Origin of the sequence: Mycobacterium sp. IS-1264 (assembly GCF_001954195.1) — a bacterium.
Taxonomy (GTDB): domain Bacteria; phylum Actinomycetota; class Actinomycetes; order Mycobacteriales; family Mycobacteriaceae; genus Mycobacterium.
In genome coordinates this window covers 48,246-73,843 of the sequence record NZ_MBES01000012.1, presented here as the reverse complement: position 1 = coordinate 73,843, position 25,598 = coordinate 48,246, and the positions used below count along the sequence as shown (strand labels likewise).

Sequence of the window (25,598 nt, the reverse complement as noted above, 5' to 3'; positions counted from 1 at the left end):
CCGAGGAGTTACGGCCATGGGATGGATCTCCGCGCCCGAATACTGGCTGGGCAGGCTGGTGCTCGAGCGCGGCGCCGCGGCGTTGTATCTGATCGCGTTCCTCGCGGCGGCCCTGCAGTTCCGCGCCCTCATCGGCGAGCACGGAATCCTGCCGGTGCCCCGGTTTTTGGCCGGGCAGACGTTCTGGCGGACTCCGAGCATCTTCCATCTGCGCTACTCCGACCGGTGGTTCGCGGGTGTCTCGTGGTTCGGTGCGGCGCTGTCGGCGGCCATTCTTGCCGGCGCGGCCAACCTGGTGCCGCTCTGGGCGGTGATGCTGATGTGGCTGACGCTGTGGGTGCTCTACCTTTCCATCGTCAATGTCGGGCAGACGTGGTACTCGTTCGGCTGGGAATCGCTGCTGCTGGAGACCGGCTTCCTGGCGATCTTTCTCGGCAACGACCGCGTCGCGCCGCCGATCCTGACGTTGTGGATGGCGCGCTTGCTGCTGTTCCGGGTGGAGTTCGGCGCCGGGCTGATCAAGATGCGCGGCGATCCGTGCTGGCGCGATCTGACCTGCCTGTACTACCACCACGAAACCCAGCCGATGCCGGGACCGTTGAGCTGGTTCTTCCATCACCTGCCCAGGCCGCTGCATCGGATCGAGGTGGCGGGCAACCATTTCGCCCAGCTCGTGGTGCCGTTCGGGTTGTTCGCGCCGCAGCCGGTGGCCAGCGTCGCCGCGGCGATCGTGGTCGTCACCCAGCTGTGGCTGGTGGCATCGGGCAACTTCGCGTGGCTGAACTGGGTGACGATCATCCTGGCTTTCAGCGCCGTCGACGATTCGTCGGTGGCGGCGGCGCTTCCGATGCCCGCGCGCCCGGCGCTGTCGGCGACGCCGCAGTGGTTCGCCGCCCTGGTGGTCGCCTTCACCGCGGCGGTGCTGTTCATGACGTATTGGCCAGTGCGCAACATGCTGTCGTCGCATCAGCGAATGAACATGTCGTTCAACCCATTTCATTTGGTGAACACCTACGGCGCCTTCGGCAGCATCGGTCGCGTGCGCCGCGAGGTGGTGATCGAAGGAACCCAAGATGAGCGGCTTACCCCGAACACCGTCTGGAAGGAATACGAATTCAAGGGCAAGCCCGGTTCCGTACGACGGCTGCCCGGGCAGTGGGCGCCGTATCACCTGCGGTTGGACTGGCTGATGTGGTTCGCCGCCATCTCACCCGGCTACGCCCACCAGTGGCTGACGCCCCTGCTGCAGCGGCTGCTGCGCAACGATCGACCGACGCTGCGTTTGTTGCGGCGCAACCCTTTCCCCGAGTCAGCACCCACGTATGTGCGCGCGCAGCTCTACCAGTACCGCTTCACGACGTGGGCCGAGCTGCACCGCGACCGGGCATGGTGGCATCGCGCGCTGATCGGTGGCTACGTCCGGCCCATGGCGCTAGATCACAGCGTTTCGTCCAGCTCGCCGAGCCGGTCGGTCAACCGCAGGTTCTCCGAGTAGTCGACCGGGCAATTGATCAGCGACACGCCGTCGTCGTCCAGCGCCGCCCTCAGCGTCGGCAACAGTTCATCCGCACTCTTGATCTGATATCCCTTGGCGCCGAAGCTTTCCGCGTAGGTGACGATGTCGGGGTTGGTAAACCTCACGTAGTGATGCTCACCGAGTTCGAGGTCCATCTTCCATTCGATGAGGCCGTAACCGCCGTCCTCCCAAATCAACACCACCAGCGGTATCCGCTCCCGAACGGCGGTCTCGATCTCCTGCGAGCTCATCATGAACGCGCCGTCGCCCACGACGGCCAGCACCTTGCACTCGGGTCGCGCCAGCTTGACACCCAGCGCGCCGGGCAGCGCAAAACTCATGGTGGACAAGCCGTTTGAGACCAAACACGTGTTGCATTCGAACGTCGGGTACAGCCGCGCCATCCACATCTTGGTGGCACCGGTGTCCACCAGGACGACGTCGCTGCGGCCCAGCGCGGCGCGGGTGTCGGCGACCACCCGCTGCGGAGCCAGCGGATAACGCGAATCCTGTTGCCCCCGAGCGAATTCCTCGGCGAGCAGGCCGGAGCCGGGTATCTCCGGGTCGGCGTCGAAGCGGTGTTCGCCAAGCGCCTCCCGCAGCGCGTCGAGCGAGGCGCTGATGTCGCCAACGATCCCGACGTCGACGGAATAGTGCGCGTCGACCTCCGCCGGGAAACGATGGATGTGGATGATCTTCTTGTCGGCCTTCGGGTTGATCCGGACCGGGTCGAATTCCTGCAGCTCGTAGCCGACCGCTATGACCACGTCGGCGTTGTCGAACCCGAAGTTGACGTAGTCATGGCGCATGAACCCCAGCGTCCCGATGCTGTTGGGATGGTCGTCGGGCATCACGCCCTTGCCGTGAAAGGTGTTGGCCACCGGGATGCCGAACTCCTCGGAGAACCGCACGAGGGCCGCCGTCGCGTCGCCGCGGGCCGCCCCATGCCCGGCCAACACCACCGGTCGCTTGGCCTCGCGCAGGATGTCGACCGCGCGCGCGACCTGCCGGAAGGCCGGAGCCTCGGCGCGGACGACGTTGCGCGGCAACGGGGTCAGGTCGTAGTCGGTGTCGTCGGCGTCGATATGTTCGGGCACCGCCAGATAGACGGCGGCGGGGCGTTCGGCCTCGGCGAGCTTGAACGCCTTGCGGAACATCTCCGGTATGGCGCGTGTGGTCGGGATACCGGCGGCCCACCGGGTGATCGGGGCGAACATCGACACCAGGTCGACGTACTGGTGCGACTCCTTGTACTGGCGGTCCTGGCCCACCTGCGCGGAGATCGCGACCATCGGGGTGCTGTTGGTGGTGGCGTCGGCGACCCCGAGCTGCATGTTGATCGCGCCCGGACCCAGGGTGGACGACACCACCGCCGCGCGGCCGGTGACCCGTCCGTACATCTCCGCCATGAACGAGGCCGCCTGCTCGTGCCGGGTGAGCACGTAGCGGATGTCCGAGGCGGCCAGCGCCTGCACGAAGCGGATGTTCTCCTCGCCCGGTAGCCCGAAGACCACGGAAACGCCCTCGTTTTCCAGGCACTTGACCATCAGCTCGGCGGCTTTAATCATCCGGCACCTCCCTTTGGCCACAGTAGTGGCGGCACCGCGGCTTCAGTCGCGGTGTGGCCCCGTCGGGATCAGCGCGAGGACGGGGATCGTGCGGGTGGTCTTGCGTTCGTACTCCGCGAATCCGGGGTATCGCTTGGCTTGTTCGGCGTATTTCTCGTCGCGCTCGGCGCCGGTGAGTTCGACGGCACGCACGTCGAGGTGTTCGTCGCCGACCTCGATGCTGGCGTTGGGGTTGGCCACCAGGTTCCAGTACCAGGCGGGGTTGCGGTCGGCGCCCGCTGCGGAGGCGAAGACCAGGTAGCGCTCACCGTCGGGCAGGTACATCATCGGGCTGACCCGTTCCTCGCCGCTGCGGGCCCCGACGCTGTGCAGCAACAGGACCGGGGCACCTTCGAACTGCCCCCCGATCCGGCCGTGGTTGGCGCGAAACTCCTCGATGTTGCGCCGATTGAAGTCACTGACGTCGCTGCCGGTCATGATGCCTCCTGCGGTGGGTGGGGATGTTCATGTCGAAGTGGCAGGCTGGTAGCAGACGCCCCCGCCAACCCACCAGATGAAGGATGCCAACGTGCCCATCGCCACGATCAACCCGGCCACCGGCGAGACAGTCCAGACCTTCACCCCGGCAACCGACGACGAAGTCCAGGCGGCGATAGCGCGCGCCCACGAGCGGTTCCTCGACTACCGGCACTCCACCACCTTCGCCCAGCGCGCGCAGTGGGCCAACGCCACCGCCGACCTGCTGGAGGCCGAGGCGGACAAGACCGCCGAGATGATGACCCTGGAAATGGGCAAGACGCTGGCCTCGGCGAAGGCCGAGGCGGTCAAGTGCGCCAAGGGTTTTCGCTACTACGCCGAGAACGCCGAGAGGCTGCTGGCCGACGAGCCGGCCGACGCGTCGAAGGTCGGCGCCAAAAAGGCGTACACCCGCTACCAGCCACTCGGGGTGGTGCTGGCCATCATGCCGTGGAACTTCCCGCTCTGGCAGGCCGTTCGCTTCGCCGCGCCGGCGCTGATGGCCGGCAACGTCGGCATCCTCAAGCACGCCTCGAACGTCCCGCAGTGCGCGCTGTATCTCGCCGATGTCATCGCCCGCGGCGGCTTCCCGGACGGCTGCTTCCAGACGCTGCTCGTTCCCTCCAGCGCCGTGGAGACCATCCTGCGCGATCCCCGCGTCGCGGCGGCCACCCTCACGGGCAGCGAACCGGCCGGCCAGTCCGTCGGCGCCATCGCCGGCGACGAGATCAAACCCACGGTGCTCGAGCTCGGCGGCAGCGACCCGTTCATCGTGATGCCCTCGGCAAACCTCGACGAGGCGGTCAAGACCGCGGTCACCGCCCGGGTCCAGAACAACGGGCAGTCCTGCATCGCGGCCAAGCGGTTCATCGCGCATGCCGACATCTACGACGCGTTCGTCGAGAAGTTCGTCGAGCGCATGCAGGGGCTACGGGTGGGCGACCCGACCGACCCGGACACCGACGTGGGGCCGCTGGCCACCGAGTCGGGCCGCGACGAGGTCGCCAAGCAGGTCGAGGATGCCGCCGCCGCCGGCGCGGTAATCCGTTGCGGCGGAGAGCGTCTCGACCGGCCCGGCTGGTTCTACCCGCCGACGGTGGTCACCGACATCACCAAGGACATGGCGCTCTACACCGAGGAGGTGTTCGGCCCGGTCGCCTCGATCTACCGCGTCGAAAGTGTCGAGGAAGCCATCGAGATCGCCAATGCCACGACCTTCGGGCTGGGGTCCAACGCCTGGACCGACGACGAGGCCGAGCAGCAGCGCTTCATCGACGGCATCGAGGCGGGCCAGGTCTTCATCAACGGCATGACGGTGTCGTACCCGGAGCTGCCGTTCGGCGGCGTCAAGCGCTCCGGCTACGGCCGCGAACTCGCCGGCCTCGGGATCCGCGAATTCTGCAACGCCAAGACCGTCTGGGTCGGGTGAGCGGCTACGCCGACGCGCCCGCCAGCGCCTTCTCGTCCTCGTCGGCGAAGGTGTCCTCCAGCTGCACCGGCGAGTAGTCGAGGTCGATCTCGGCGACCGGTCGCCCGCGTGCGCTGTTGATCGTGCCGAACCGCCGCATCCCCTTGTCGGCGGCGTACTGCATGAACTCGTCCACCGACAGGCCGAACGGCATCGGATCGTAAAGGGCGAAGCCCTCTTCGATGAGGCGCAGCCCGAGCGGCATCAGCTCGTTCATGCGGTTTTCGAAGACCTCCCAATTGGAGTCGTCGGCGGCGACGTGGCGCCGGCAGGTGAAGGTGCCCCACGCCATGTGGCGCCGCTCGTCGTCGCCGATGCGCCGGACCAGCTCCTGCATGCCGGGCAGGATGCCGCGTTCCACGCAGATCTTGTGCCAGCCGAAGTAGCCGGTCAGCGCCAGCATGCCCTCGACCATGTGGTTGTAGGTCACGGACGCGCGGACCTGGGCTGCCGGTGACGGGTCGGTCGTCAGGGCGTTGAGGCAGGCCGGCAGCTCCTCGTAGAAGATCGTGCGGTACGTGGGGACGTCTTCGAGATACTCGTGCAGGTCATCGGTGATGCCGACCGCGTCGAGCCACATGCGGAACACCTGCACGTGCTTGGCCTCCTCGAACGCGAACTGCGTCAGGTACATCTCGTCGCCCAACCGGCCCTCGGCGCGCATGGCGGCCATGAACGGCTGAATGTCCTCAGTCACCGCCTCCTCGCCCGCGATGAACTCGGCGCACAGCCGGGTGGCGTAGTGGCGCTCGTCGTCGGTCAGCGCCTCCCAGTCCGCGCGATCGCGGGAGAAGTCGATATCGGCCGGATTCCAGAACTTGGCGTTGCCGCCCGCAAACAGCTTGAGCGGCAAGCTGTCCCAATTGAGCCCGCCCCGAACCATGGAACCTGAACTCGTGCGTGTCATGTGACCTCCTTGATCTGGACGGCTTGAGGGGAGAACGCGGCGGACAGCACCGCGACGAGCCGGCGCACGGCCAGGGCCGGCTGCTCCGGGGTGGGCTCATCGAGCCCGAGGACGGGGTCCAGGCCGCGCATGTACGGAGCTAGCGCGAGGTGCGGAAAGATCAACAGCAGCAACGACAGCAGCGCGTCGGTGTCGCAATCCGCACGCAGGTCGCCGCGCTTGTGCGCGTCGCGCACGAGCGGGCGCATGACATCGAGATAGTGGCGGTGGATGACGTTCTGCACGCTGACGCGGGCCTCGGTGTCAACTTCCAGAGTCGCCGCGGCGTGCAGCGCGCGTTCATGCGGGTGGTCGGCAAAGTAGGCCACCCACGCGTCGAGCCAGTCGGTGAGAAAGTCGAAGAATGGCCGGCTGGGGTCGAGCTCGCGGATGCGGTCCTCCATGTAGGCGCGCACCCGCTGGCTGCCGATGTCGGCGATGAACGCGTAGAGGTCGCGCTTGTCCGCGAAGTACTGGAAGAGGCTGCCCTTGGCGACCCCGGCCTTTCGGGCGATGACGTTCAGGCTGCCCCGGGAGAATCCGTGCGCCCCGAACTCCGCTTCCGCGGCTTCGATGACGGCCGCGCGGCGGGCCGGGTCGACTCGTGCCCATGTCACCGTCGGCAATGTGGCCTCCTCGCGTCGATGACCACTGGTCATTCTACGGTGAGCTAGCTCACAGTCAAGGTGTTTGGTGCACGAGTGTGCGGCCAGCCGCAGGCTGGGCGCCGAGCGTGCGGCCAGGCGCACGCTCGGCGGGGCTCGACGTCAGGGACGCATCGCGTACGCGCCGCTGATCGGCAGCACGTGTTCCTTCCAGATCTGGTCGTAGCGTGCGCGGTCGTGGGCCGGACGGCGGATCATCCGCGTCGCGAAGCGGGCCTGCGCGTCGGTCGTCGAGGGCTTGTCGTTGAGCTCGACCGCGTAGCCGTTGAAGTCGCGGACCAGCACGGCGAAGATCTCGTCGATCAGCGCGTCGTCCACCCCGGACAGCGCCGCCTCTTCGAGGATGAGCTGGGCGTAGGGCACCGTCGCGAAGAGTTGACCGACGGCGAAGGCGAAGTCAATGTCCTTCTGCTGCACCGCATCCGGGGTGGCGCTGGCGAGCATGTCGGTGAGCACGTCGATCTGCTCGCGCAGCAGCGCGACATTGGCGAGGTGGGCGAAGCTGTCGAATGACGCGCGCCAATCGTGAAAGCGCACCTTGCCCAGTCCGCCGGTGGGTCCCTGGGCGAACAGGAACGAGTCGTCGGCCGCGTCGTCGCGGCGGCCGATCACGGGGAGCTCGCCGTTGGGGGCGAACAGGAAATTGGGCATGAACTTGGCGAGCAGCCCGATGTTGATGTGGACGGTGCCTTCGAGGCGGGGCAGCAGGCCGATCTCACGGGCCATCGCCTCGAAGATGGTGTCCTTCTCCACGCCCTTGGCGGCGATGACGTCCCACAGGGCGGTGATCACCCGCTCGCCTTCGCTGGTGATCTTCGCCTTGGTGAGCGGGCTGTACAGCAGGTAGCGGCGATCCTCGGCCGAGGCGCCGCGCATGTAATCGGACGCGCGGGTGGCCACCAGCTTCATGGCGATCAGTCGGACGTAGGCGTCGGTCAGCAATCGCCGCACGTGGCTGAAGTCGGTGACGACGGTCCCGTACAGGTAGCGGTTGGACGCGTGGGTGACCGCCTCGTACATGGCGTGGGTGCACATGCCGACGGCGCCCCAGCCCAGGTTGTACTTGCAGACGTTGACGGTGTTCAGCGCGGCGTGGAAGGCGCCGGGCCCGCGGTGCAGGATGTCGGCCTCGGTGACCGGGTAGTCGCGCAGCGCGTAGTTGGCGACGAAGTTCTGCGAGTTCACCACGTTCTTGATCAGGTCGTAGCGGTCGTGCTGGGAGTCGGCGGCGAAGAACACGTACTCGTCAGAACCGTCGATCTTGCCGAAGGTGGAGACCATCCGGGCGACGTTGGCGTTGCCGATGTAGTACTTCTCGCCATTGGCGACCCAGCCGTTCTCCGATGGCGTCAGGATCATGTCCGTCTGGTAGACGTCGGCGCCGTGGGTCTGCTCGGACAGGCCGAAGGCGAACACCTCGCCGGCCTCCAGCTGCGCCGCGGCCTTGTGCTTGGCGTCCTCGTTGTCGCTCATCCAAATCGGGCCCAGGCCAAGGGCGGTGACCTGGAACGGATACCAATAGCTCAGCCCGTAGAAGCCCAGGATTTCGGCGAACTCGCTGATCCGATAGGTGTCCCAGCGACAGTCCGGCGCGCCGTACGCGGCCGGCGTCAGCAGCGACGCGAAGATTCGCTCGCGTCCCACGTGGTCCAGAAAGTCGGAGTACCACGTGCGCTCGTGGTCGTCGTGCTTGAGCCGGGCCTTTCCGCGGGACTCGAAAAAGTCGACGGTCGCGGCCATGATCTCGCCCGAGCGACGGTCCGGGTAGCGGCGTTGCAGGTGGTTGGGATTGAGCAACATGCGCTGGACGGTACTGCACTAACGCAGCCGTCGGGGAGCGCCCGGCAAATCTGCCGGCTGACCATCAGCGCGTCGCGCGCGCCAGCAGGTAACTCCGCTCGGGCAGGCTGCGAGTGCGCTGGGCCGCCCGAAGGTAGTACTCGCGCGCAGCCTCTCGGTCGCCGAGCTCATCGAGCAGATGAGCCCGCACGGCATCGACGCGATGATGTCCACCAAGGGCGGGGTCCGCCGCCACGTCGTTGAGTTCGGCGAGGGCGGCGGCCGGACCACGCACCATCGCAATGGCGACGGTTCGGTTGAGCGCGACCATCGGTCCAGGCGCAAGGGCCGCGAGCACGTCATACAAGGCCAGGATCTGCGGCCAGTCGGTCGCGCCGGCGTCGGCGGCCTCGTCGTGCACCGCGGCGATGGCTGCCTGCAGCTGGTAGGGCCCGGGCTTCGCGACTGGCAGCGTCGCCTCGATGATCGCGATGCCCTCGGCGATGGCGGTCCGGTCCCACCGGCGGCGGTCCTGCTCGGCCAGCGGGATCAGCGACCCGTCCGGGCCGGTGCGCGCGTCGCGTCGAGCGTCCGTGAGCAGCATGAGCGCAAGCAACCCGGCGACCTCGCCCTCGTCGGGCAGGCTCACGCGGAGCTGCCGGGTCAATCTGATGGCTTCGGAAGTCAGCTCCACGCGATTGAGGGCCTGGCCCGACGTCGCGGTGTAGCCCTCGTTGAAAATGAGGTACAGCGTGTGCAGCACCGCGGGCAGCCGCTCGTCGCGCTCGCACGCGGTGGGCATTCGAAACTGTGCGCCCGTATCACGGATGCGTGCCTTGGCCCGGCTGATGCGCTGCCCGACGGTCGCCTCCGGCAGGAGCAGGGCGCGCGCGATCTCGGCCGTCGTCAGGCCGCCGAGTGCGCGCAGCGTCAACGCAACCTGTGACGGAACGGACAGTTCGGGGTGACAGCACAGGAACAGCAGGGCCAACGTGTCGTCGGACTGTGACACGTCGCCCGGCGCGGGCTCGAGCGCGTACGCGTCTTCGCGGCGCCGACGTGCGGCCTCCTTCCGCCAGATCTCGACCAGCCGCCGCGACGCCGTCGTGATCAGCCAGCCGGTCGGGTTGTTCGGTACGCCGTCGACCGGCCAGCTGACCGCGGCTGCGAGCAGCGCCTCCTGCACGGCGTCCTCGCAGTCGTCGAAGTTGCCATTACGGCGCACGAGCACACCAAGCACGCGTGGAGCGAGCTCGCGCAGCAGGCCGGCGATGGCAGCCTCGCTTGGCGTCACATCTCCCACCCGCTCAAATCGAGCACCGGCCGGACCTCTACGAAACCCCAGACGGCGTCGGGCACCCGCGCCGCGATCGCCAAAGCGCGGTCCTCGCCGTCGCAGTCGACGAGCAGGAAGCCGGCCAGGTGCTCCTTCGCCTCGGCGAACGGCCCGTCACTGATCATGGTCTGGTCGCCCGCGACGGTGACGCGCTTCGCGAGCGCCGGATCCGCAAGACCTTCGCTCGCCACCAGTTCGCCGGACTCGGCGAGCTCGGCGGTCAGCGCGAGGTGGTCGCGGCCGAATCGATCACGCTGCTCCTTCGGCAGTGCCTGCCAGCGCTCGACGAACTGCGGGTTGCTCTGAATCAAGATCATGTATTTCACGACGGCCTCCGGTGAGTTTGGACGAAGTATTGCGCTCCTGTGTCGAAACTGGCTCGCCGGTTTCGTCACCCCTTTAAAGGCTCCGCTTCCTGGAGCCCGGGAGAAGGGATCCAACGATGAAGTCAGACCTCGCAGCGACTCGAGGCGCTGCTCTGCTGTCGGAGGTGGTGGAGGCCCATGGCGGAGCCGCGCGCTGGGCCAAGGCTCAAACGGTCAGCTCACACGTACAGGTGCGTGGGTTGTTGCCGACGTGGAAGTTCCCGGGTCGGCCACTCGAGGACTACCACTACCACCAGCAGGTGGATATTCACGGCCTTCGCAATGTGATGCATGGCTTCCCGAGCCCCGAGCTCACCTGCACCTTCTCCCACGACGAGGTGCTGGTGGAGGCGCACGGCGAGGCAATCGAGCGGCGCACCCAAGCCCGGCGTGGGTTTGGCGGCCTCGGCGCGTTCCGCCGCATCCGCTGGTGGGACGTCATCGATTCGGCCTATTTCGTGGGGTACGCGATGTCGAATTACATGTCACATCCCTACCGCATGACGCAGCCAGGATTTCAGGTGCGGCGCGGCGAGGACTGGCGAGGCGACAACGAGATCTGGCGTCGGCTCGAGGTCGAATACCCACAAGGATTTGACTCGCATTGCCACCGCGAGACCTTCTACATCGATGATCGTGGGCTGATACGCCGCCACGACTACTTACCCGACGTGTTCGCCGAAGCGCGGTTGCTCGCCCGGCTGTTGCCGATCCCGCTGAAGGCCGCGCATTTCACCTGCCGCCACCGCGAGGTCGACGGGCTGATTTTTCCGACCTTTCGCCGGGTGATGTTGGCGATGCCCGGGCATCGACCCATCCCCGGGTTGACGATGATTTGTGCTCAACTCAGCGACATTTCAGTGTCATTTGCTGCCGACGAGGACCAAGTATTGCGCTCCCGTGTCGAAACTGGCGAGCCAGCCTCGACATCCGGTTAAAGGCGCCCGTCGTGGTGCCCACGGAGAAGGGATCACACCATGAAGATCAGCCACGCAGGAACCGAAGTTCACGCCGTCCTCGACAAGTTCGCGGCCGCGCATGCGGCGCATGACGCGGACGGCCTGTTCGCGCTCTACGCCGACGATCTGGTGGCGTATTCGCTCGCGCCGCCACTGCAGCAGGGCCCCGACACGCCGTACGGCACCGTCGACGGTATTCGCGCCTGGTTCGCGGGATTCGACGGCCCGGTGCAGATCACCTTCCGCGACCCGGTCGTGAGCCAAGACGGCGACCTTGCCTTAGCGCACACCCTCACCCAGATGAGGATGACGCCCGTTGGTCAGGATCAATTGATCACGTTGTGGATCCGCTCGACCTTCGGTCTGCGCCGCGTCGACGGGTCGTGGCTCATCACGCACCGACACGACTCGACGCCGTTCTACATGGACGGCTCGTACCGCGCGGCCACCGACCTTGAGCCCTGAGTCGCGCCAAACCACTTACCACAGTCGTTCGCCACGCCCTAGCATCAGTCACGTGTCAGAACTCAATACCGCGCGCGGCCCCATCGATACGGCCGATATCGGCGTGACGCTCATGCACGAGCACGTGTTCATCATGACCACCGAGATCGCCCAGAACTATCCGGAGGCCTGGGGTGACGAGGACAAGCGGGTGGCCGACGCCATCGACCGGCTCAACGAGCTCAAGGCCCGCGGAGTGGACACCATCGTCGACCTCACCGTCATCGGGCTGGGCCGCTACATCCCGCGCATCGCGCGCGTCGCGGCCGCGACCGACCTGAATATCGTTGTGGCGACCGGGCTTTACACCTACAACGACGTCCCGTTCCGCTTCCACTACGTGGGGCCGGGCACGCCGATGGACGGCCCGGAGATCATGACCGACATGTTCGTCCGCGACATCGAGGAGGGCATCGCCGACACCGGCATCAAGGCCGGGATCCTCAAATGCGCCACCGACGAGCCCGGCGTGACCCCGGGCGTGGAGCGGGTGCTGCGCGCAGTCGCGCAGGCCCACCGGCGCACCGGGGTGCCGATCTCCACGCACACCCACGCGGGGATGCGGCGCGGGCTCGAGCAGCAACGCATCTTCGAGGAGGAGGGCGTCGACCTGAGCCGGGTGGTGATCGGCCACTCCGGCGACACCACCGACCTCGACTACCTCGAGGAGCTGATCGGCGCCGGCTCCTACATCGGGATGGACCGATTCGGCATCGACGTGTTCCTGCCGTTCGAGGACCGGGTGAACACGGTGGCCCAGATGTGCGAGCGCGGGCACGCCGACAAGATGGTGCTGTCCCACGACGCCAACTGCTATTTCGACGCGATCCCCGAGGAGCTGTTGCCGGTGGCCGCGCCCAACTGGCACTACCTGCACATCCACAACGACGTGATTCCCGCGCTCAAGGAGCGTGGCGTCACCGACGAACAGCTGCACACCATGCTGGTCGACAACCCGCGCCGCATCTTCGAGCGACAAGGCGCTTACTAAATGACCGAGCCGGTCCCCCCGATCGGTTCGCAGATATCGGCGCTGGCCGAACTCGCTCCCGACGAGCCCGCGGTCACGTGCGACGGGCTGACCATCACCCGCGCCGAGCTCGATCGGTCGACGAACCGGCTGGCCCGCGCCTACGCCGAGCGCGGTGTCGGCGTCGGCGACTACGTGACGATGGTGCTGCCCAACTCGATCGAGTGGATCCAGGCGGCGGTGGCGTGCTGGAAGCTGGGCGCGGTGCCCCAGCCGCTGTCCGCGCGGCTGCCGGACGCCGAGCTGGCCGGCCTGCTGGATCTGCGGCCGCCGGCCCTGCTCGTCGGCCGCGAGCGCGCCGGCATCCCAAGCGTGCCAACCGGTTTCGCTCCCGACCCGGCTTTGTCCGACGCCGCGTTGCCGGAGGCGGTCTCGCCGGTGTGGAAAGCGATGGGCTCGGGCGGCAGCACCGGGCGGCCCAAGCTCATCGAATCCGGCGGCGACAGCCGGATTCCGCCGGCCATCGGCTATCCGCTCGGTGCGCAGGAGGGCGACACCACCCTGGTGCCGATCCCGCTGTCCCACAACACCGGCTTCACTACCGCGACGATCGGCTTACTGATGGGCCACCACCTGGTGTTGATGAGCCGGTTCGACCCGCATGGGTTCCTCCGGCTGATCGCCGATCATCGCGTCACGTTCCTGACTGTGGTGCCGACGATCATGCAGCGGGCCCTGCCGGTCTACCACGCCGACCCCGGCTCCTATGACCTGTCGTCGATCCGGCGGTTCTGGCACATGGGCGCGCCGTGCCCGCCGGCCGTCAAGCAGGCGTGGATCGAGTTGCTGGGCCCCGAAGCCGTCTGGGAACTCTACGGCGGCACCGAATTACAGGCTTTGACGTTCATCTCCGGCGACCAATGGCTGACCCACCGCGGCTCGGTCGGCGTGGTGGTCGCCGGGGAGATGAAGGTGCTCGACGACGACGGCAACCCCTGCCCGCCGGGGGTGGTCGGCGAGATCTATATGCGGCCCAGCCCGGGCAGCGCGCCGACCTACCGCTACATCGGCGTGACGGCGAAGTCGCGCGACGGCTGGGACTCGCTGGGCGACCTCGGCTACTTCGACGAGGACGGATACCTCTACCTATCGGACCGCCGCGTCGACATGTTCACCGTGGGCGGCCGCAACGTCTACCCCGCCGAGATCGAGAACGCGCTCTCGGCCCACCCGGAAGTGTTGTCCTGCCTGGTCGTCGGTGTCCCCGACCCGAACGCCGGCGACCTGGGTCAGGTGCCGTATGCCCTGGTGCACACCGCCGACGGGTCGGCGCTGGACGAAGCATCCGTGAAAGACTTTCTGCGCGAACGCATTTCGTCGTACAAGGTGCCGCACACCGTCGAATTCGTCGGCTCCCCGCTGCGCGACGATGCCGGCAAGGCGCGGCGGTCGGCCGTCCGCGCCGAGATCATGGCGCGATTGCGTCCGCCTCAGCGTCTATGACCCTGGCGTCCGCCGGCTTCTCGCGTTTCTCCCAGCGCCGCAACGCTTCCCGGCAGGGCGACTCGACCAGCCCGTAGCTGACGGCGGCGATCGCCCATCCGAAGATCAGCGTCAACGCCAACACCTCGACCATCCGCCCGGTGAACGGGAAGGTCCCGATCACGGGGAACACCATGGCCAATGCGGCCAGGTGCCAGATGAAAAGCCCGTAGGACCAGCGCCCCAGCGTGACCATGGCGGTGGTGCCCAGCACCCGGTGCGGCGTATCGGGCCGGTCCAGCACCAACGGCGCGACCAGTGCGAAAGCGACGAGGGAACCCGCCGCCGTCTTCACCGCGAACTGCGTGGCGGTGCCCGGAATCAACCCCTCCGGGCCGGCCAGCGGGGAGGCCGCGACCAGGTACGCCAGCGCGGCGATCACGGCCATCAGCACGCGGCGTCGCGCCAGCCGGTGCGCCAACCCGATCCCGCTGTAGGTCCATTCCGCCAGCAGCATGCCCGCGGCGAACCACGAGAAGAACGCGGGCGGCCAGTTCAGCGGATTGATACCGGAGCCGGCATGCGCGAACGGCACCCAGCCCCAGGCCCAGCTGAGCGCGGCGAACGCGGCGATCACCGGTATCCGGGCGCGGACCGGGATGCGTCGGGCCAGCAGCGCGAGGATCGGCAACGCCAGATAGAAGCCGACCTCGACCGAGAGGCTCCACATCTGGGTCAGGCCGCCGGTCAGGGTGAGCGGCACGTAGATCTGGGTGAGCGTCAGGTTCGCCAGCCATACCGTCGGGCTGGCGTGATTGGAGTCGGGCAGCAGGCACAGGATGACGACCACCGCGACGAGATAGGCGGGCATGATGCGGACCACCCGCGATCGCAGGTAGTGGCCCGTGCGCGGGCGCGATCCCAGACCCCGTGCGGCCGCCGCGTGACCACGCCACAGCAGGAATCCCGACAAGGCGAAGAACACCGCCACCGCCAGGTCGAAGCGACCGAACAACCTGCCGGTGACACCGCTCGAATGGCCCGTCTGGAAGGCGACGTGCGTGACGACCACGCCCATGGCCGCGCACGCGCGCATCCCCTCCACGGCGGGCAGGAAGCTGCGGACGCCGCCCACCTGCTGGTCATCATTCACGTTGACAGTCTGCCTGTCGCTAGGTTCGTAAGCCGAGACCTTAAATTCTGCTGTTAGGGTCAAACGGGTTTGCCGCTGCTTGGTCAGGCCAGAGGGGGCGGCCGAAGAGTCTGAGAACTTTGAGGACCACTAGGAGGACACAGCAACGTGAACCGAGCAGTCATGTTGCGGTTCGCCGCATGCGGAATCATTGGACTCGGAGCCGCCCTGCTGATCGCCGCCCTGCTGCTGTCGACCTACACCAGCAGCAGGATCACCAAGGTCCCGCTCAATCTCGACACCACCTTGATCAGCGACGGCAACGGCACCGCGCTCGACTCCGCGTCCTTGTCGAGCGATCACCTCGTCGTCAACCAGAACGTGCCGCTGGTGTCCCAGCAGCAGGTCAGCGTCGAATCCCCCGCCAACGCCGACGTGGTCACCCTGCAGGTCGGCACGTCGGTTCGGCGCACCGACAAGCAAAAGGACAGCGGACTGCTGCTGGCGATCGTCGACACCGTCACCCTTAACCGCAGGACCGCGCTGGCCGTCTCGGACGACACCCACACGGGCGGCTCGGTGCAGAAGCCGCGCTCCTTCAGCGACGAGAACCCCCCCACCGCGATCCCACTGCGCCACGACGGGCTGTCCTACCGGTTCCCGTTCCACACCGAGAAGAAGACGTACCCCTACTTCGACCCGATCGCGCAGAAGGCCTTCGACGTCAACTACGAAAGCCAGGAAGACGTCAACGGCCTGACCACCTACCGCTTCACGCAGAACGTCGGCTACAACCCCGACGGCAAGCTGACGGCCCCGGTCAAGTACCCCTCGCTGTACGCCGGCGACGAGGACGGCAAGGTCACCACGTCCGCGGCGATGTGGGGGGTGGGCGGCGATCCCGCCGAGCAGGTCACCATGACGCGCTACTACGCGGCGCAGCGGACCTTCTGGGTGGACCCCGTATCGGGCACCATCGTCAAGCAGACCGAGCACGCCAACCACTACTTCGCGCGTGATCCGCTGAAGCCCGAGGTGACGCTGGCCGACTACCGCGTCACCTCGACCGAAGACACCGTCGAAGCCCAGGTCAATGCGGCCCGCGACGAACGCGACCGGCTGGCCCTGTGGTCGCGGGTGCTGCCCATCACCTTCACCGCGGTCGGTTTGATCTCGCTGATCGGCGGCGGATTGCTGGCCTCGTTCAGCCTCCGAACCGAAAGCGCGCTGACCGACCCCGGCCTGGACCGCGCCGATCAGGACTTCTTCGGCCGCACCGGGCTGGAGGAACCGGTGCCCGGCGCCGAGGCCGAGACCGAGAAGCTGCCCACCCAGCGTCCCGCCGCGCGCCCGGACGCGGCGGAGCCGGGATCGGACCCTCCGGCATCGGAAGAGCCACCCGATGCCGGGCCGCCGGAACCGCCGGGCGGTCCGCCCGAACGGGCCTAACTTCCCGACGTGCGTTGGAGCCGGCCGGGGTACGCGCTCGCCGTGGCGCTCCTGGTGGCCGGGCCCCTGCTGAAGCCCGGATACCTGCTGCTGCGCGACGCGGTATCGACGCCGCGGTCCTACCTGTCCGACGGCGCGCTGGGTTTGACGGCGGCGCCGCGGGCGACGCCGCAAGATTTTGCGGTGGCGCTGGCCTCGCACGTGGTCGACGGCGGCGTGGTGGTGAAGGCGTTGCTCGTCGCGGGCCTGTGGGTCGCGGGATGGGGTGCGGCCCGGCTCGTTGAGACCGCACTGCCCGACGCGGGCGCGGCCGGCCAGTTCGTCGCGATCACGCTGGCGATCTGGAATCCCTATGTCGCCGAACGGCTTTTGCAAGGCCACTGGAGCCTGCTGGTCGGCTACGGCTGCCTGCCCTGGGTTGCGACGGCGATGCTGCGGCTTCGCTTCGCGGGGGGTGCCGCCTTCGGTTTGATTTTCTGGGTCGCGTTGGCCGGGCTGACGCCCACCGGATTGATGTTGGCCGCGACGGTCGGGCTGGTCTGCGTGGCCGCGCCCGGTCCCGGCTGGCCGCGGTGGGTCTGCGCCGCAGCGACTTTGGGTGTTGCGGTGGTGGCCGCGCTGCCGTGGCTGACCGCGGCCGCGCTGGGCCCGTCGTTGGGCGCGCAGAATGCGCTCGGGGTCAGCGCGTTCGCGCCACGTGCCGAGCCCGGTCTCGGCACACTCTTCAGCCTGGCCAGCCTGGGCGGGATCTGGAATGGCGAAGCCGTACCCGCTTCGCGGACAACGCTTTTCGCGGTGTCCTCGGCCCTGGTGTTGCTGGGGATCGTGGTGGCCGGGCTGCCGGCGGTGGCGCGCCGGCGGGCGGTCGCGCCGCTGCTGGTGCTGGCGGCGGTGTCGGTGCTGGTGCCGGCCGCGCTGGCGACCGGTCCCGGCCTGCACGCGCTGCGCGCGGTGGTTGAGGCCGCGCCGGGGTTCGGGGTGTTGCGCGACGGGCAGAAGTGGGTCGCCCTTGCGCTGCCCGGATACGCGTTGGCGGGTGCGGGCTCGGTGCTGACGCTGCGCCGGTGGCTGCGGCCGGCGCAGACGGCGCTGGTCTGTTGCCTCGCGCTGATCCTGGCGCTGCCCGACCTGGTTTGGGGCGTGTGGGGAAGGGTCGAGCCGGTGCGCTACCCGTCCGGCTGGGCCGCGGTCGCGTCGGCGATCAACGCCGACCCACGGACCGTCGCCGTACTGCCCGCCGGCACCATGCGCCGCTTCCCCTGGTCCGGCCCGGCGCCGGTGCTCGATCCGCTGCCCCGCTGGGTGCGCGCCGACGTGCTGATGACCGGGGACCTGGCCATCTCCGGGGTGACGGTTCCCGGGGAGGGCAACCGCGCCCGGGCGGTGCAGGAGTTGCTGCTGGCGGGGCCGGATCGCGCCGCGTTGGCCGCGGCCGGCGTCGGGTGGTTGATCGTCGAATCGGACAGCGCCGGTGACATGGGTGCGTCCGCCCGCACCCTCGGCGCGCTGACACCGGATTTCCGCAACGACGAACTCGCCCTGTATCGGATCGGCGGCGACACCGCCGGTGTGTCCGCCGGGCGCCGCCGGGCGACGGTGATCGCGCATCTGGGGTGGCTGGCGTTGCTGATCGTCGGCGCCGCCGGCGCCGGGGTCCGCCCGGTCAGACGACGCCGCTGACGAACTCGCCGGCGCGCACCGCTTCGAGCACGGTGCGCATCGCATCGGCGCTTTGCGTCCAGGAGAATTCGCCGCTGCGCGTTTGCGCCTTGGCGCCAAGCTGGTCACGCAGCACGGGATCGCAGAGCAGCCGCTCGAGCCGGTCCACCAGCTCGGCCCGAGTGTCCACCAACACCCCGGTCACGCCGTCGACGATTGAGTCGGACAGCCCGCCGGAGGATCGGTAGCCGATGGTGGGCACCCGGTGCTGGGCCGCCTCGACCACCGCCAGGCCCCAGCCCTCCTTGCGCGACGGCAGCACGTGCACCCAGGAGCGTTGCAGCACATGGTGTTTGGTCACGTCGTCGACGTGGCCGTGGAAGGTCACCGCGCCGGAAAGGCCGAGCGCGTGCGCGTGGTCGACCAGCCGCTCCCGCCACCAGCCGTCGCCGAGGATGTCGAGATGCAGGCCCGGGACCCGCGGTCGCAGGGCCGCGACGACGTCCAGCGCGTCCTCGATCTGCTTGTGCGGCACCAGCCGCGACAGCACCACGACGCGCGGCGCGTCCGCGCGGGGCCCGGACAACGACAGCGGCGGGGCCTCGTCGAGACCGTTGCGCACCACCGCGATGCGCTCGTTGTCGACCCCCAGGGCGACCAGATCGCGGGCCGACGGCAGCGACACCGTCACGTACTGGTTGCTGCGGTTCACCCTGGGCGACAACGTCGACTCGACGAACCAGCCGAGCCGGCCGAGCAGCGGCCCGGCCACCGGCCACTGCTCGCGATGGCAGTGGTGCACCAACACCACCACCCTGCGGCCGTAGAGCAGCCGGGCCAGGAACGGCAAGCCGTTCTGGGTATCGACGACCACGTCGGGCCGCACCCGGCGGAGCGGACCGAGCCCGAGCCGGGCCAGCGCCATGGCCAGTAGCGCCCACACATACACCGAGTAGCGGCCACCCGCGCGGCTGATCCGCACGCCGTCGACAACCTCGTGCCGCGGCGCACCCGGATAGCGGGCGGTGCGGAGTGTGACGGCTGTTCCCTGGGCGGCCAGCTGCGCGCCGATGCGCTGCAGGTAGGCCTCGCTGCCGCCGCCCTGCGGGTGGCCGGTGTCGCGCCAACACAGCAGCAGCACGGAGCGGAGGGCAGACATTACCGGTCAGCCTAGCCTGGCGACGACGCTGCGTAGGGTATGGCGGTGGCCGTCACCGACGTTTTCGCGCGGCGCGCAACCCTGGCCCGCTCGGTGCGGCTGCTGTCGGAATTCCGCTACGAGCAGTCCGATCCGGCGCGCTTCTATGGCGCGCTCGCGGCCGACACCGCGGCAATGGTGGGCGACCTGTGGCTGGGCGTCCGCGGCGAACCTCCGGTGGGGCGCACGCTGCTCGACGTCGGCGGCGGGCCGGGATATTTCGCGGCCGCATTCGGCGACGCCGGTGTTCGCTACATCGGCGTGGAACCCGACGAACGCGAGATGCACGCGGCGGGACCGGCTTTCGGCGGGCACCCGGCGGACACCTTCGTCCGGGCGTCGGGCCTGGCGCTGCCGTTCGCCGACGACTCGGTGGACATCTGCCTGTCGTCCAATGTCGCCGAGCACGTGCCGCGACCATGGCAGCTCGGCGCCGAGATGCTGCGGGTGACCAAGCCGGGCGGGCTGGCGGTGCTGTCCTACACCGTCTGGCTCGGCCCGTTCGGTGGGCACGAGATGGGCCTGAGCCACTACCTGGGCGGGCAGCGCGCCGCCGCCCGCTATGCGCGCAAACACGGCCGTCCGGCCAAAAACGACTACGGGTCGTCGTTGTTCGCGGTGTCCGCCGCCGACGGGCTGACGTGGGCGGCCAGTACCGGCGCCGCGGTCGCCGCATTCCCCCGCTACCACCCCCGATGGGCCTGGTGGATGACGCGGGTGCCGGTGCTGCGCGAGTTCCTGGTGAGCAATCTCGTGCTGGTGCTCGTACCTCGATAATGGAACATGTTCTCGTTTTGCGTCGGCTTGGGTAGGGTGGCGCCCATGCCCGCCGCGCGATGCGGTGGGGGCACCTCCCGCTTGCGGGGGACGGAGCGATGAGGAGGAGCGGCGGAATGACCGACATCAAGACCGAGTACGACAAGCTTTTCATCGGCGGCAAGTGGACCGAGCCGTCGACCGACCAAGTCATCGAGGTGCACTGCCCGGCCACCGGCGAATACGTCGGGAAGGTGCCGCTGGCGGCGGCGGCCGATGTCGACGCCGCGGTGGCCGCGGCCCGCGCGGCATTCGACAACGGCCCGTGGCCCACCACGCCACCGAAGGAGCGCGCGGCCGTCATCGCGGGCGCGCTCAAGCTGATGGAGGAGCGTAAGGACCAATTCACCAAGCTGCTCGGCGACGAGACCGGCCAACCGCCGACCACCGTCGAGACGATGCACTGGATGAGCTCGATCGGCGCCTTGAACTTCTTCGCCGGACCCGCCGTCGATCAGGTCAAGTGGAAAGAGATCCGCACCGGAGGCTACGGGCAGAGCATCGTCCACCGGGAGCCCATCGGCGTTGTGGGCGCGATCGTGGCATGGAATGTCCCGCTGTTCCTCGCCGTCAACAAGCTGGGCCCGGCGCTGCTGGCCGGCTGCACGGTGGTGCTCAAGCCCGCAGCCGAAACCCCTTTGAGCACAAATGCTTTGGCGGAGGTGTTCGCCGAAGCCGGCCTGCCCGAGGGGGTGCTGTCCGTGGTGCCCGGCGGCATCGAGACCGGGCAAGCACTGACGTCCAATCCCGATATCGACCTGTTCACCTTCACCGGCAGTTCGGGGGTCGGCAAGGAAATCGGCCGCCGCGCCGCCGAGGCGCTCAAACCGTGCACCCTGGAGCTCGGCGGCAAGTCGGCGGCCATCGTCCTTGAGGACGTCGACCTGGCCGCGGCAATCCCAATGCTGGTGTTCTCCGGAATCATGAACACCGGGCAGGCCTGCGTCGCGCAGACCCGCATCCTGGCACCACGGTCGCGCTACGACGAAATCGTCGATGCGGTAAGCACTTTCGTGCAAGCGTTGCCGGTCGGCACGCCGTCCGACCCGGCCGCCCAGATCGGGTCGCTGATCTCGGAGAAGCAGCGCGCCCGCGTCGAGGGCTACATCGCCAAGGGCATCGAGGAGGGCGCGCGGCTGGTGTGCGGCGGCGGCCGGCCCGAGGGACTGGACAAGGGTTTCTTCGTGCAGCCCACGGTCTTCGCCGACGTCGACAACAAGATGACGATCGCCCAGGAGGAGATCTTCGGGCCGGTGCTGTCCATCGTTCCCTACGACACCGAGGAGGACGCGATCAAGATCGCCAACGACTCGGTGTACGGCCTGGCGGGCAGCGTGTGGACGTCCGACATCCCCAAGGGCATTGAGATTTCGGAGAAGATTCGCACCGGCACCTACGCGATCAACTGGTACGCGTTCGACCCGTGTTGCCCGTTCGGCGGGTACAAGAACTCGGGCATCGGCCGGGAGAACGGGCCGGAAGGTGTCGAGCACTTCACGCAGCAGAAGAGCGTGCTGATGCCGATGGGCTACACCCTCGACAGCTAGGCACTTGCCGCGAGCGTGCGGCCAGCCGCACGTTCGGCGCTGCGGCCCTAGCGGCCGACGAACCGGGCCTGCCGCCTTTCGACGAACGATTGCACGCCCTCGGCGGCGTCCTCGCTGGCGAACAGCTCGGCGACGGCGGACCGTAGCCGACCGACGGCCGCCGCCTCCCCTTCGCGGCGGGCCAGGTGCGCCGAGGCGAGCGTGGCGCGCACCCCCAGCGGCGCGGCGCGGTCGGCGACGGTGTGCGCGATCTCGCGCGCCCGGGCCAACGCCGCCGCCGGATCGTCGGCCACTTCCTGGACCAACCCGATGCGGTGGGCCTCGGCGGCGTCGAACTCGTCGCCGGTGAGCAGCCAGCGCATGGCATTGCCCCACCCCGCCTCGCGGGGCAGCCGGATGGTCGCGCCGCCGAAGGGGTAGATGCCGCGCCGCACCTCGAGCTGGGTGAATCGCGTTCCGGCGGCCGCGACGCGGATGTCGGCCGCGAGCAGCAATTCGATGCCCAGCGTCATGCACCAGCCCTGCGCGACCGCGACCAGTGGGGTGGTCCACGCGCCGTCCAGCCGCCAGGGGTCCCGGCCGTCGTCGGGCACCGGACTCTGCCCCGCCGCGATGCCCGGGCCGACGTCGACGAGGTCTAGGCCCGCGGTGAAGTGGTCGCCGTGTGCGAACAGCACGCCCGCCCACACCGACGGGTCGGATTCCAGCACCGCGTAGGCGCGGGCCAGGTCGGCAAGCATCGCCCGGTCGAAGGCGTTGCGTTTATGCGGCCGGTTCAGGCCGATCAGCAGGACGTGCCCGTCGCGCTCGAGGGACACGGTGTCGAGATTTGGTAGCGCCATCGTCACAGTGAAGCGCAGGCGGAGAAATTATGCAATACAGCATAGAAACGCTACGGTTACCTTCCCGTCACAGTAGGCCACTCACGGCTCGCCTACGCCATTAGCCGTGCTGTCGGGTTTATATAGGGAATAAAACTTGCTTACTCGACCGATGTCTTATATGATTCTCAGCATAATCATGGGCCGCACCTAGGCCGGGAGAAAATCATGTGGATTATCGAGCTCAACGTCGCTGGCTATCAGTACACCCGCGAGATGCCTGACCTCAAGCGCCGCTCGTTCCGGTTCAGCCCCCGCAACCTGCACTGGCCGGTACCGCGGCACTCGCACGCTGCATGACGCCGGCCGGAGGAGGTACGGCAGTGCCGACTGTCACCGACCCCATGCGGGGCACCGTTACGACCAAGCGGTGCGACACCAAGAAGAAGATGCTGATCAGCGCCGCTGAGGTGATGCGCGAGCGCGGAGCCGCCGGGGTGACGATCGACGAAGTGCTGGCCCGCAGCGGCGCGCCGCGCGGCTCGGTCTACTACCACTTCCCCGAAGGCCGCAACCAGATTCTGGCGGAGGCGCTGCGGTACTCCGGAGATGCCATCACCGCCATGATCGACGACGCCGCGGGCTGGGGCGCCAAGGCCCTGCTGCGCGAGTTCATCGAGTACTGGGAGCGCCTGCTGACCGACGGCGACTTCACCGCAGGCTGCCCGGTGGTGGCGGCGGCCATCGGCTCGGACGACGACGAACCGAAGCTTTCGGCCGAGGCCGGCGCCATCCTGGACCGCTGGTGCACCGCCATGACCCACGCGTTCGCCAACGACGGCTTCAATGACGACGACGCCGCGTCGCTGGCGGTGATGTCGATCGCCGCCCTGGAGGGTGCGATCGTGCTGTCCCGCTCGACGCGCAGCGTGAAACCGCTGAGCCAGGTTGCCGAGCAGCTCGAATTCCTGATCAAGGCAAGGGAATTCGTCAGCCGCAACGGAATTCCCGGCGCGTAGCCGACTCTCAGTCGCTGGCCGGTAGCGGCTTGACCTCTTTGAGCTGAAGGGCGGTCTGCCCGACGCTCAGGCTGCCCGCGCCCGGCTTGGTCACCAGCACCTCCGCGCCGGTTTCATCGACGTAGCGCTTGCCCATCACGGTGCCGTCGGAGAACGCCGGGTCGAGTTCGCCCGACCGCTCCGCCCCGATCTCTACCATCGGCACACCCCCGCAACGCAGGTCGTCAAGGCTGTCGGCACTTCTGACGACGATGACCTGGGTGTCACACACCTGACTGGCCAGGCGGGTTCCGTTCTTGATCATGATTTTTCCTCTGCTCACTGCTCGGCCGGTGCGGCACGCAGCTCTTCGACGATCTCTCGGCGAAGCACCTTGCCCGTGGGTGTGGTTGGCAACTCGTCGCGAAAGACTACCCGGTCGGGGGTGCGCGACCCGCGCAACGTTTTGCGGACGTACTCCCGCAGATCGTCGGGGTCCGGGACGCTGCCGGGCGCCGGCACCACCACCGCGGTGATGGCCTGGCCCCACTGCGGGTCCTCGACGCCGACCACCGCGACGTCGCGAACGTGCGGGTGCTCGATCAGCACCTCCTCCAGCTCCGCGGGCGCGATGTTCTCGCCGCCGCGGATGATGGTGTCGTCGCTGCGGCCGCCGATGAACAGGTAGCCGTCCTCGTCGAGGGTGGCGATGTCGCGCGTCGGGAACCAGCCGTTCTCGTCGAGCACCGAGCCGATCCCGGTGTAGCGGCCGGAGACCTGCTCGCCGCGCACGAACAGTTCGCCGGTCTCGCCCGGCCCCAGCACCCTGCCGTCCTCGTCGCGGATCTGCAGCTCGATGCCCGGCACCGCGCGCCCGACCGACCCCAGCCGCTTGGCGACGCCGGCCGCCGAGGCGGCCTGGGCCTCGCGGTGGTCGTCGGGGGTCAGCACCGCGATCGTCGAACTCGTCTCCGTCAGGCCGTACGCGTTGACGAAGCCCACCCGCGGCAACAGTTCGAGTGCACGGCGGACCAGCGGCAGGCCGACCTTCGAGCCGCCGTAGGCCAGGTTGCGCAGCGACGGCAGGTCGTGGCCGCCGGTTTCCAGCACCGTGACTATTCGGTCCAGCATCGTGGGCACCACCGTCGCGGTGGTCACGTTTTCGGCCTTGATCAGCCGCACCCATTCGTCGGCGTCGAAGTTGGGCAGGTAGACCATCTTGCGGCCGGCGTAGAGGTTTGACAGGGCGGCGCTGATGCCGGCGATGTGATACGGCGGCACACAGATCAGCGCGGCGTCGTCCGGCGCGGCGGACTCGAATTCGACCGTGCCGGTGACGTAGCTGGTCAGGTTGTTGTGCGAGAGTTCGACGGCCTTGGGCGCCGACGTGGTGCCCGACGTGAAGAGCACGATCGCGACGGAATCGGGGTCGGCAAACGCCGCTTCGAAGTCAGCCGCCTCGCGCGCGGCCGTCAGGAAGTCGTCGGTGAGCATCACCCGCCGCGAGGCGTCGCCGAGCATCTCCCGGTAGCGCTCGTCGACGATCACCACCGGATCGGGCAGCCGATCGATCAACGTTTGGATGCCGTCGGCCGAAAGCCGGTAGTTGAGTGGGGTGAAGGGCAGGCCGGCCCGCGCCGCGGCGAAGATGAGCAGCGGCAGCATCGCGCCGCCGGTCCCGACGTAGACGACGTGCCTGGCGCCGGATTCCGCGAGGACTCCCGCGCCGCCGTCGGCGAGATCGCTGAGCTGCTGCGTGGTCAGGCGCACGTCCTCGGAGACGACGGCAATGCGATCGGGGTTGCTCGACGCGGCCATCTCAAGCAGCAACGAAATGCTCATCCTCGATCCTTCTGGGGATCCCCACCCCCTTTACAAACTGAGGCCATAGTGTAACCGACGCC

24 protein-coding genes are annotated in these 25,598 nt (G+C 68.3%); 12 read left to right on the top strand and 12 right to left on the bottom strand.

Annotated features, from left to right (window positions below; all coding sequences use genetic code 11):
• Positions 1–16 precede the first annotated feature (16 nt).
• Entirely contained in the window at positions 17–1,495 is a 1,479-nt protein-coding gene (locus A5744_RS03100) for a lipase maturation factor family protein (RefSeq protein WP_076058262.1), read from the top strand.
• On the opposite strand, the gene A5744_RS03095 is transcribed toward A5744_RS03100, so the two are convergent.
• A complete protein-coding gene (locus A5744_RS03095; RefSeq protein WP_076058260.1) occupies positions 1,438–3,084 on the bottom strand; it encodes an acetolactate synthase large subunit in 1,647 nt (548 codons plus the stop codon). The genes A5744_RS03100 and A5744_RS03095 overlap by 58 nt on opposite strands.
• Before the next feature lie 42 nt (positions 3,085–3,126).
• The gene (locus tag A5744_RS03090) at positions 3,127–3,561 is read right to left on the bottom strand and encodes a nitroreductase family deazaflavin-dependent oxidoreductase (RefSeq protein ID WP_076058258.1); all 435 of its coding nucleotides are present in this window, start codon (positions 3,559–3,561) and stop codon (positions 3,127–3,129) included.
• Positions 3,562–3,652: 91 nt separating this feature from the next.
• On the opposite strand from A5744_RS03090, the gene A5744_RS03085 reads away from it, so the two are divergent.
• Positions 3,653–5,029, top strand: a complete 1,377-nt coding sequence (locus A5744_RS03085; RefSeq protein ID WP_076058373.1) for an NADP-dependent succinic semialdehyde dehydrogenase — start codon at positions 3,653–3,655, stop codon at positions 5,027–5,029.
• A 4-nt stretch (positions 5,030–5,033) separates the two neighbouring features.
• On the opposite strand, the gene A5744_RS03080 is transcribed toward A5744_RS03085, so the two are convergent.
• The 5 genes from A5744_RS03080 to A5744_RS03060 form a co-directional block, all read right to left on the bottom strand.
• Positions 5,034–5,975, bottom strand: coding sequence for a R2-like ligand-binding oxidase (locus A5744_RS03080; RefSeq protein WP_076058256.1), 942 nt, complete (start codon positions 5,973–5,975; stop codon positions 5,034–5,036).
• Positions 5,972–6,640 (bottom strand): TetR/AcrR family transcriptional regulator, encoded by a 669-nt coding sequence (locus A5744_RS03075; RefSeq protein WP_076058254.1) that lies wholly within the window; start codon positions 6,638–6,640, stop codon positions 5,972–5,974. Before A5744_RS03075 ends, A5744_RS03080 begins: the two co-directional genes overlap by 4 nt.
• 141 nt (positions 6,641–6,781) lie before the next feature.
• The gene (locus A5744_RS03070) at positions 6,782–8,479 is read right to left on the bottom strand and encodes an acyl-CoA dehydrogenase family protein (RefSeq protein WP_076058252.1); all 1,698 of its coding nucleotides are present in this window, start codon (positions 8,477–8,479) and stop codon (positions 6,782–6,784) included.
• Between the two features lie 64 nt (positions 8,480–8,543).
• Positions 8,544–9,752, bottom strand: coding sequence for a sigma-70 family RNA polymerase sigma factor (locus A5744_RS03065; protein WP_205866280.1), 1,209 nt, complete (start codon positions 9,750–9,752; stop codon positions 8,544–8,546).
• A complete protein-coding gene (locus A5744_RS03060; protein ID WP_240562950.1) occupies positions 9,749–10,111 on the bottom strand; it encodes a YciI family protein in 363 nt (120 codons plus the stop codon). Before A5744_RS03060 ends, A5744_RS03065 begins: the two co-directional genes overlap by 4 nt.
• Before the next feature lie 125 nt (positions 10,112–10,236).
• Between A5744_RS03060 and A5744_RS03055 the strand changes: the two genes are divergently transcribed.
• From A5744_RS03055 to A5744_RS03040, 4 genes are read left to right on the top strand one after another with little or no spacing between them, the layout of a single operon-like run.
• Positions 10,237–11,097 carry a hypothetical protein gene (locus tag A5744_RS03055; protein ID WP_139331215.1) on the top strand — a complete coding sequence of 287 codons (861 nt, stop codon included), beginning with the start codon at positions 10,237–10,239 and terminating at the stop codon, positions 11,095–11,097.
• 39 nt (positions 11,098–11,136) lie between these two features.
• Positions 11,137–11,583, top strand: coding sequence for a nuclear transport factor 2 family protein (locus A5744_RS03050; protein ID WP_076058247.1), 447 nt, complete (start codon positions 11,137–11,139; stop codon positions 11,581–11,583).
• 52 nt (positions 11,584–11,635) lie between these two features.
• Positions 11,636–12,613 (top strand): phosphotriesterase-related protein, encoded by a 978-nt coding sequence (locus tag A5744_RS03045; protein WP_076058245.1) that lies wholly within the window; start codon positions 11,636–11,638, stop codon positions 12,611–12,613.
• A complete protein-coding gene (locus A5744_RS03040; RefSeq protein WP_076058243.1) occupies positions 12,614–14,095 on the top strand; it encodes an AMP-binding protein in 1,482 nt (493 codons plus the stop codon).
• Here A5744_RS03040 and A5744_RS03035 read toward each other — a convergent pair.
• Positions 14,061–15,227 (bottom strand): acyltransferase, encoded by a 1,167-nt coding sequence (locus A5744_RS03035; RefSeq protein ID WP_240562947.1) that lies wholly within the window; start codon positions 15,225–15,227, stop codon positions 14,061–14,063. The two genes, A5744_RS03040 and A5744_RS03035, sit on opposite strands and share 35 nt — an antisense overlap.
• A 147-nt stretch (positions 15,228–15,374) precedes the next feature.
• Between A5744_RS03035 and A5744_RS03030 the strand changes: the two genes are divergently transcribed.
• Together A5744_RS03030 and A5744_RS03025 are read left to right on the top strand one after the other, a co-directional pair.
• Positions 15,375–16,655: a DUF3068 domain-containing protein gene (locus tag A5744_RS03030; RefSeq protein ID WP_076058239.1), complete on the top strand. Its 1,281-nt coding sequence runs from the start codon at positions 15,375–15,377 to the stop codon at positions 16,653–16,655.
• Positions 16,656–16,664: 9 nt separating this feature from the next.
• Positions 16,665–18,335 carry a hypothetical protein gene (locus A5744_RS03025; RefSeq protein WP_076058237.1) on the top strand — a complete coding sequence of 557 codons (1,671 nt, stop codon included), beginning with the start codon at positions 16,665–16,667 and terminating at the stop codon, positions 18,333–18,335.
• Here the strand turns inward: A5744_RS03025 and A5744_RS03020 are convergent.
• The gene (locus tag A5744_RS03020; protein WP_076058235.1) at positions 18,319–19,473 is read right to left on the bottom strand and encodes a glycosyltransferase family 4 protein; all 1,155 of its coding nucleotides are present in this window, start codon (positions 19,471–19,473) and stop codon (positions 18,319–18,321) included. The genes A5744_RS03025 and A5744_RS03020 overlap by 17 nt on opposite strands.
• Positions 19,474–19,518: 45 nt before the next feature.
• Here A5744_RS03020 and A5744_RS03015 point away from each other — a divergent pair, with 45 nt between their 5' ends.
• Positions 19,519–20,289, top strand: a complete 771-nt coding sequence (locus A5744_RS03015; RefSeq protein WP_076058370.1) for a class I SAM-dependent methyltransferase — start codon at positions 19,519–19,521, stop codon at positions 20,287–20,289.
• Positions 20,290–20,405: 116 nt separating this feature from the next.
• On the top strand, positions 20,406–21,875 hold the full coding sequence (locus tag A5744_RS03010; RefSeq protein ID WP_076058233.1) for an aldehyde dehydrogenase: 1,470 nt from the start codon (positions 20,406–20,408) through the stop codon (positions 21,873–21,875).
• A 47-nt stretch (positions 21,876–21,922) separates the two neighbouring features.
• On the opposite strand, the gene A5744_RS03005 is transcribed toward A5744_RS03010, so the two are convergent.
• Complete coding sequence (locus tag A5744_RS03005) at positions 21,923–22,717, bottom strand: crotonase/enoyl-CoA hydratase family protein (RefSeq protein ID WP_170874410.1); 795 nt, start codon at positions 22,715–22,717, stop codon at positions 21,923–21,925.
• Positions 22,718–22,924: 207 nt separating this feature from the next.
• On the opposite strand from A5744_RS03005, the gene A5744_RS25170 reads away from it, so the two are divergent.
• Together A5744_RS25170 and A5744_RS03000 are read left to right on the top strand one after the other, a co-directional pair.
• Entirely contained in the window at positions 22,925–23,056 is a 132-nt protein-coding gene (locus A5744_RS25170; RefSeq protein ID WP_255376708.1) for a hypothetical protein, read from the top strand.
• A 44-nt stretch (positions 23,057–23,100) separates the two neighbouring features.
• A complete protein-coding gene (locus tag A5744_RS03000) occupies positions 23,101–23,715 on the top strand; it encodes a TetR/AcrR family transcriptional regulator (RefSeq protein ID WP_240562949.1) in 615 nt (204 codons plus the stop codon).
• A 7-nt stretch (positions 23,716–23,722) separates the two neighbouring features.
• On the opposite strand, the gene A5744_RS02995 is transcribed toward A5744_RS03000, so the two are convergent.
• Positions 23,723–24,019 (bottom strand): hypothetical protein, encoded by a 297-nt coding sequence (locus A5744_RS02995; RefSeq protein WP_076058230.1) that lies wholly within the window; start codon positions 24,017–24,019, stop codon positions 23,723–23,725.
• A 14-nt stretch (positions 24,020–24,033) separates the two neighbouring features.
• Positions 24,034–25,536, bottom strand: a complete 1,503-nt coding sequence (locus tag A5744_RS02990; RefSeq protein WP_076058228.1) for a fatty acid--CoA ligase family protein — start codon at positions 25,534–25,536, stop codon at positions 24,034–24,036.
• Positions 25,537–25,598 lie beyond the last annotated feature (62 nt).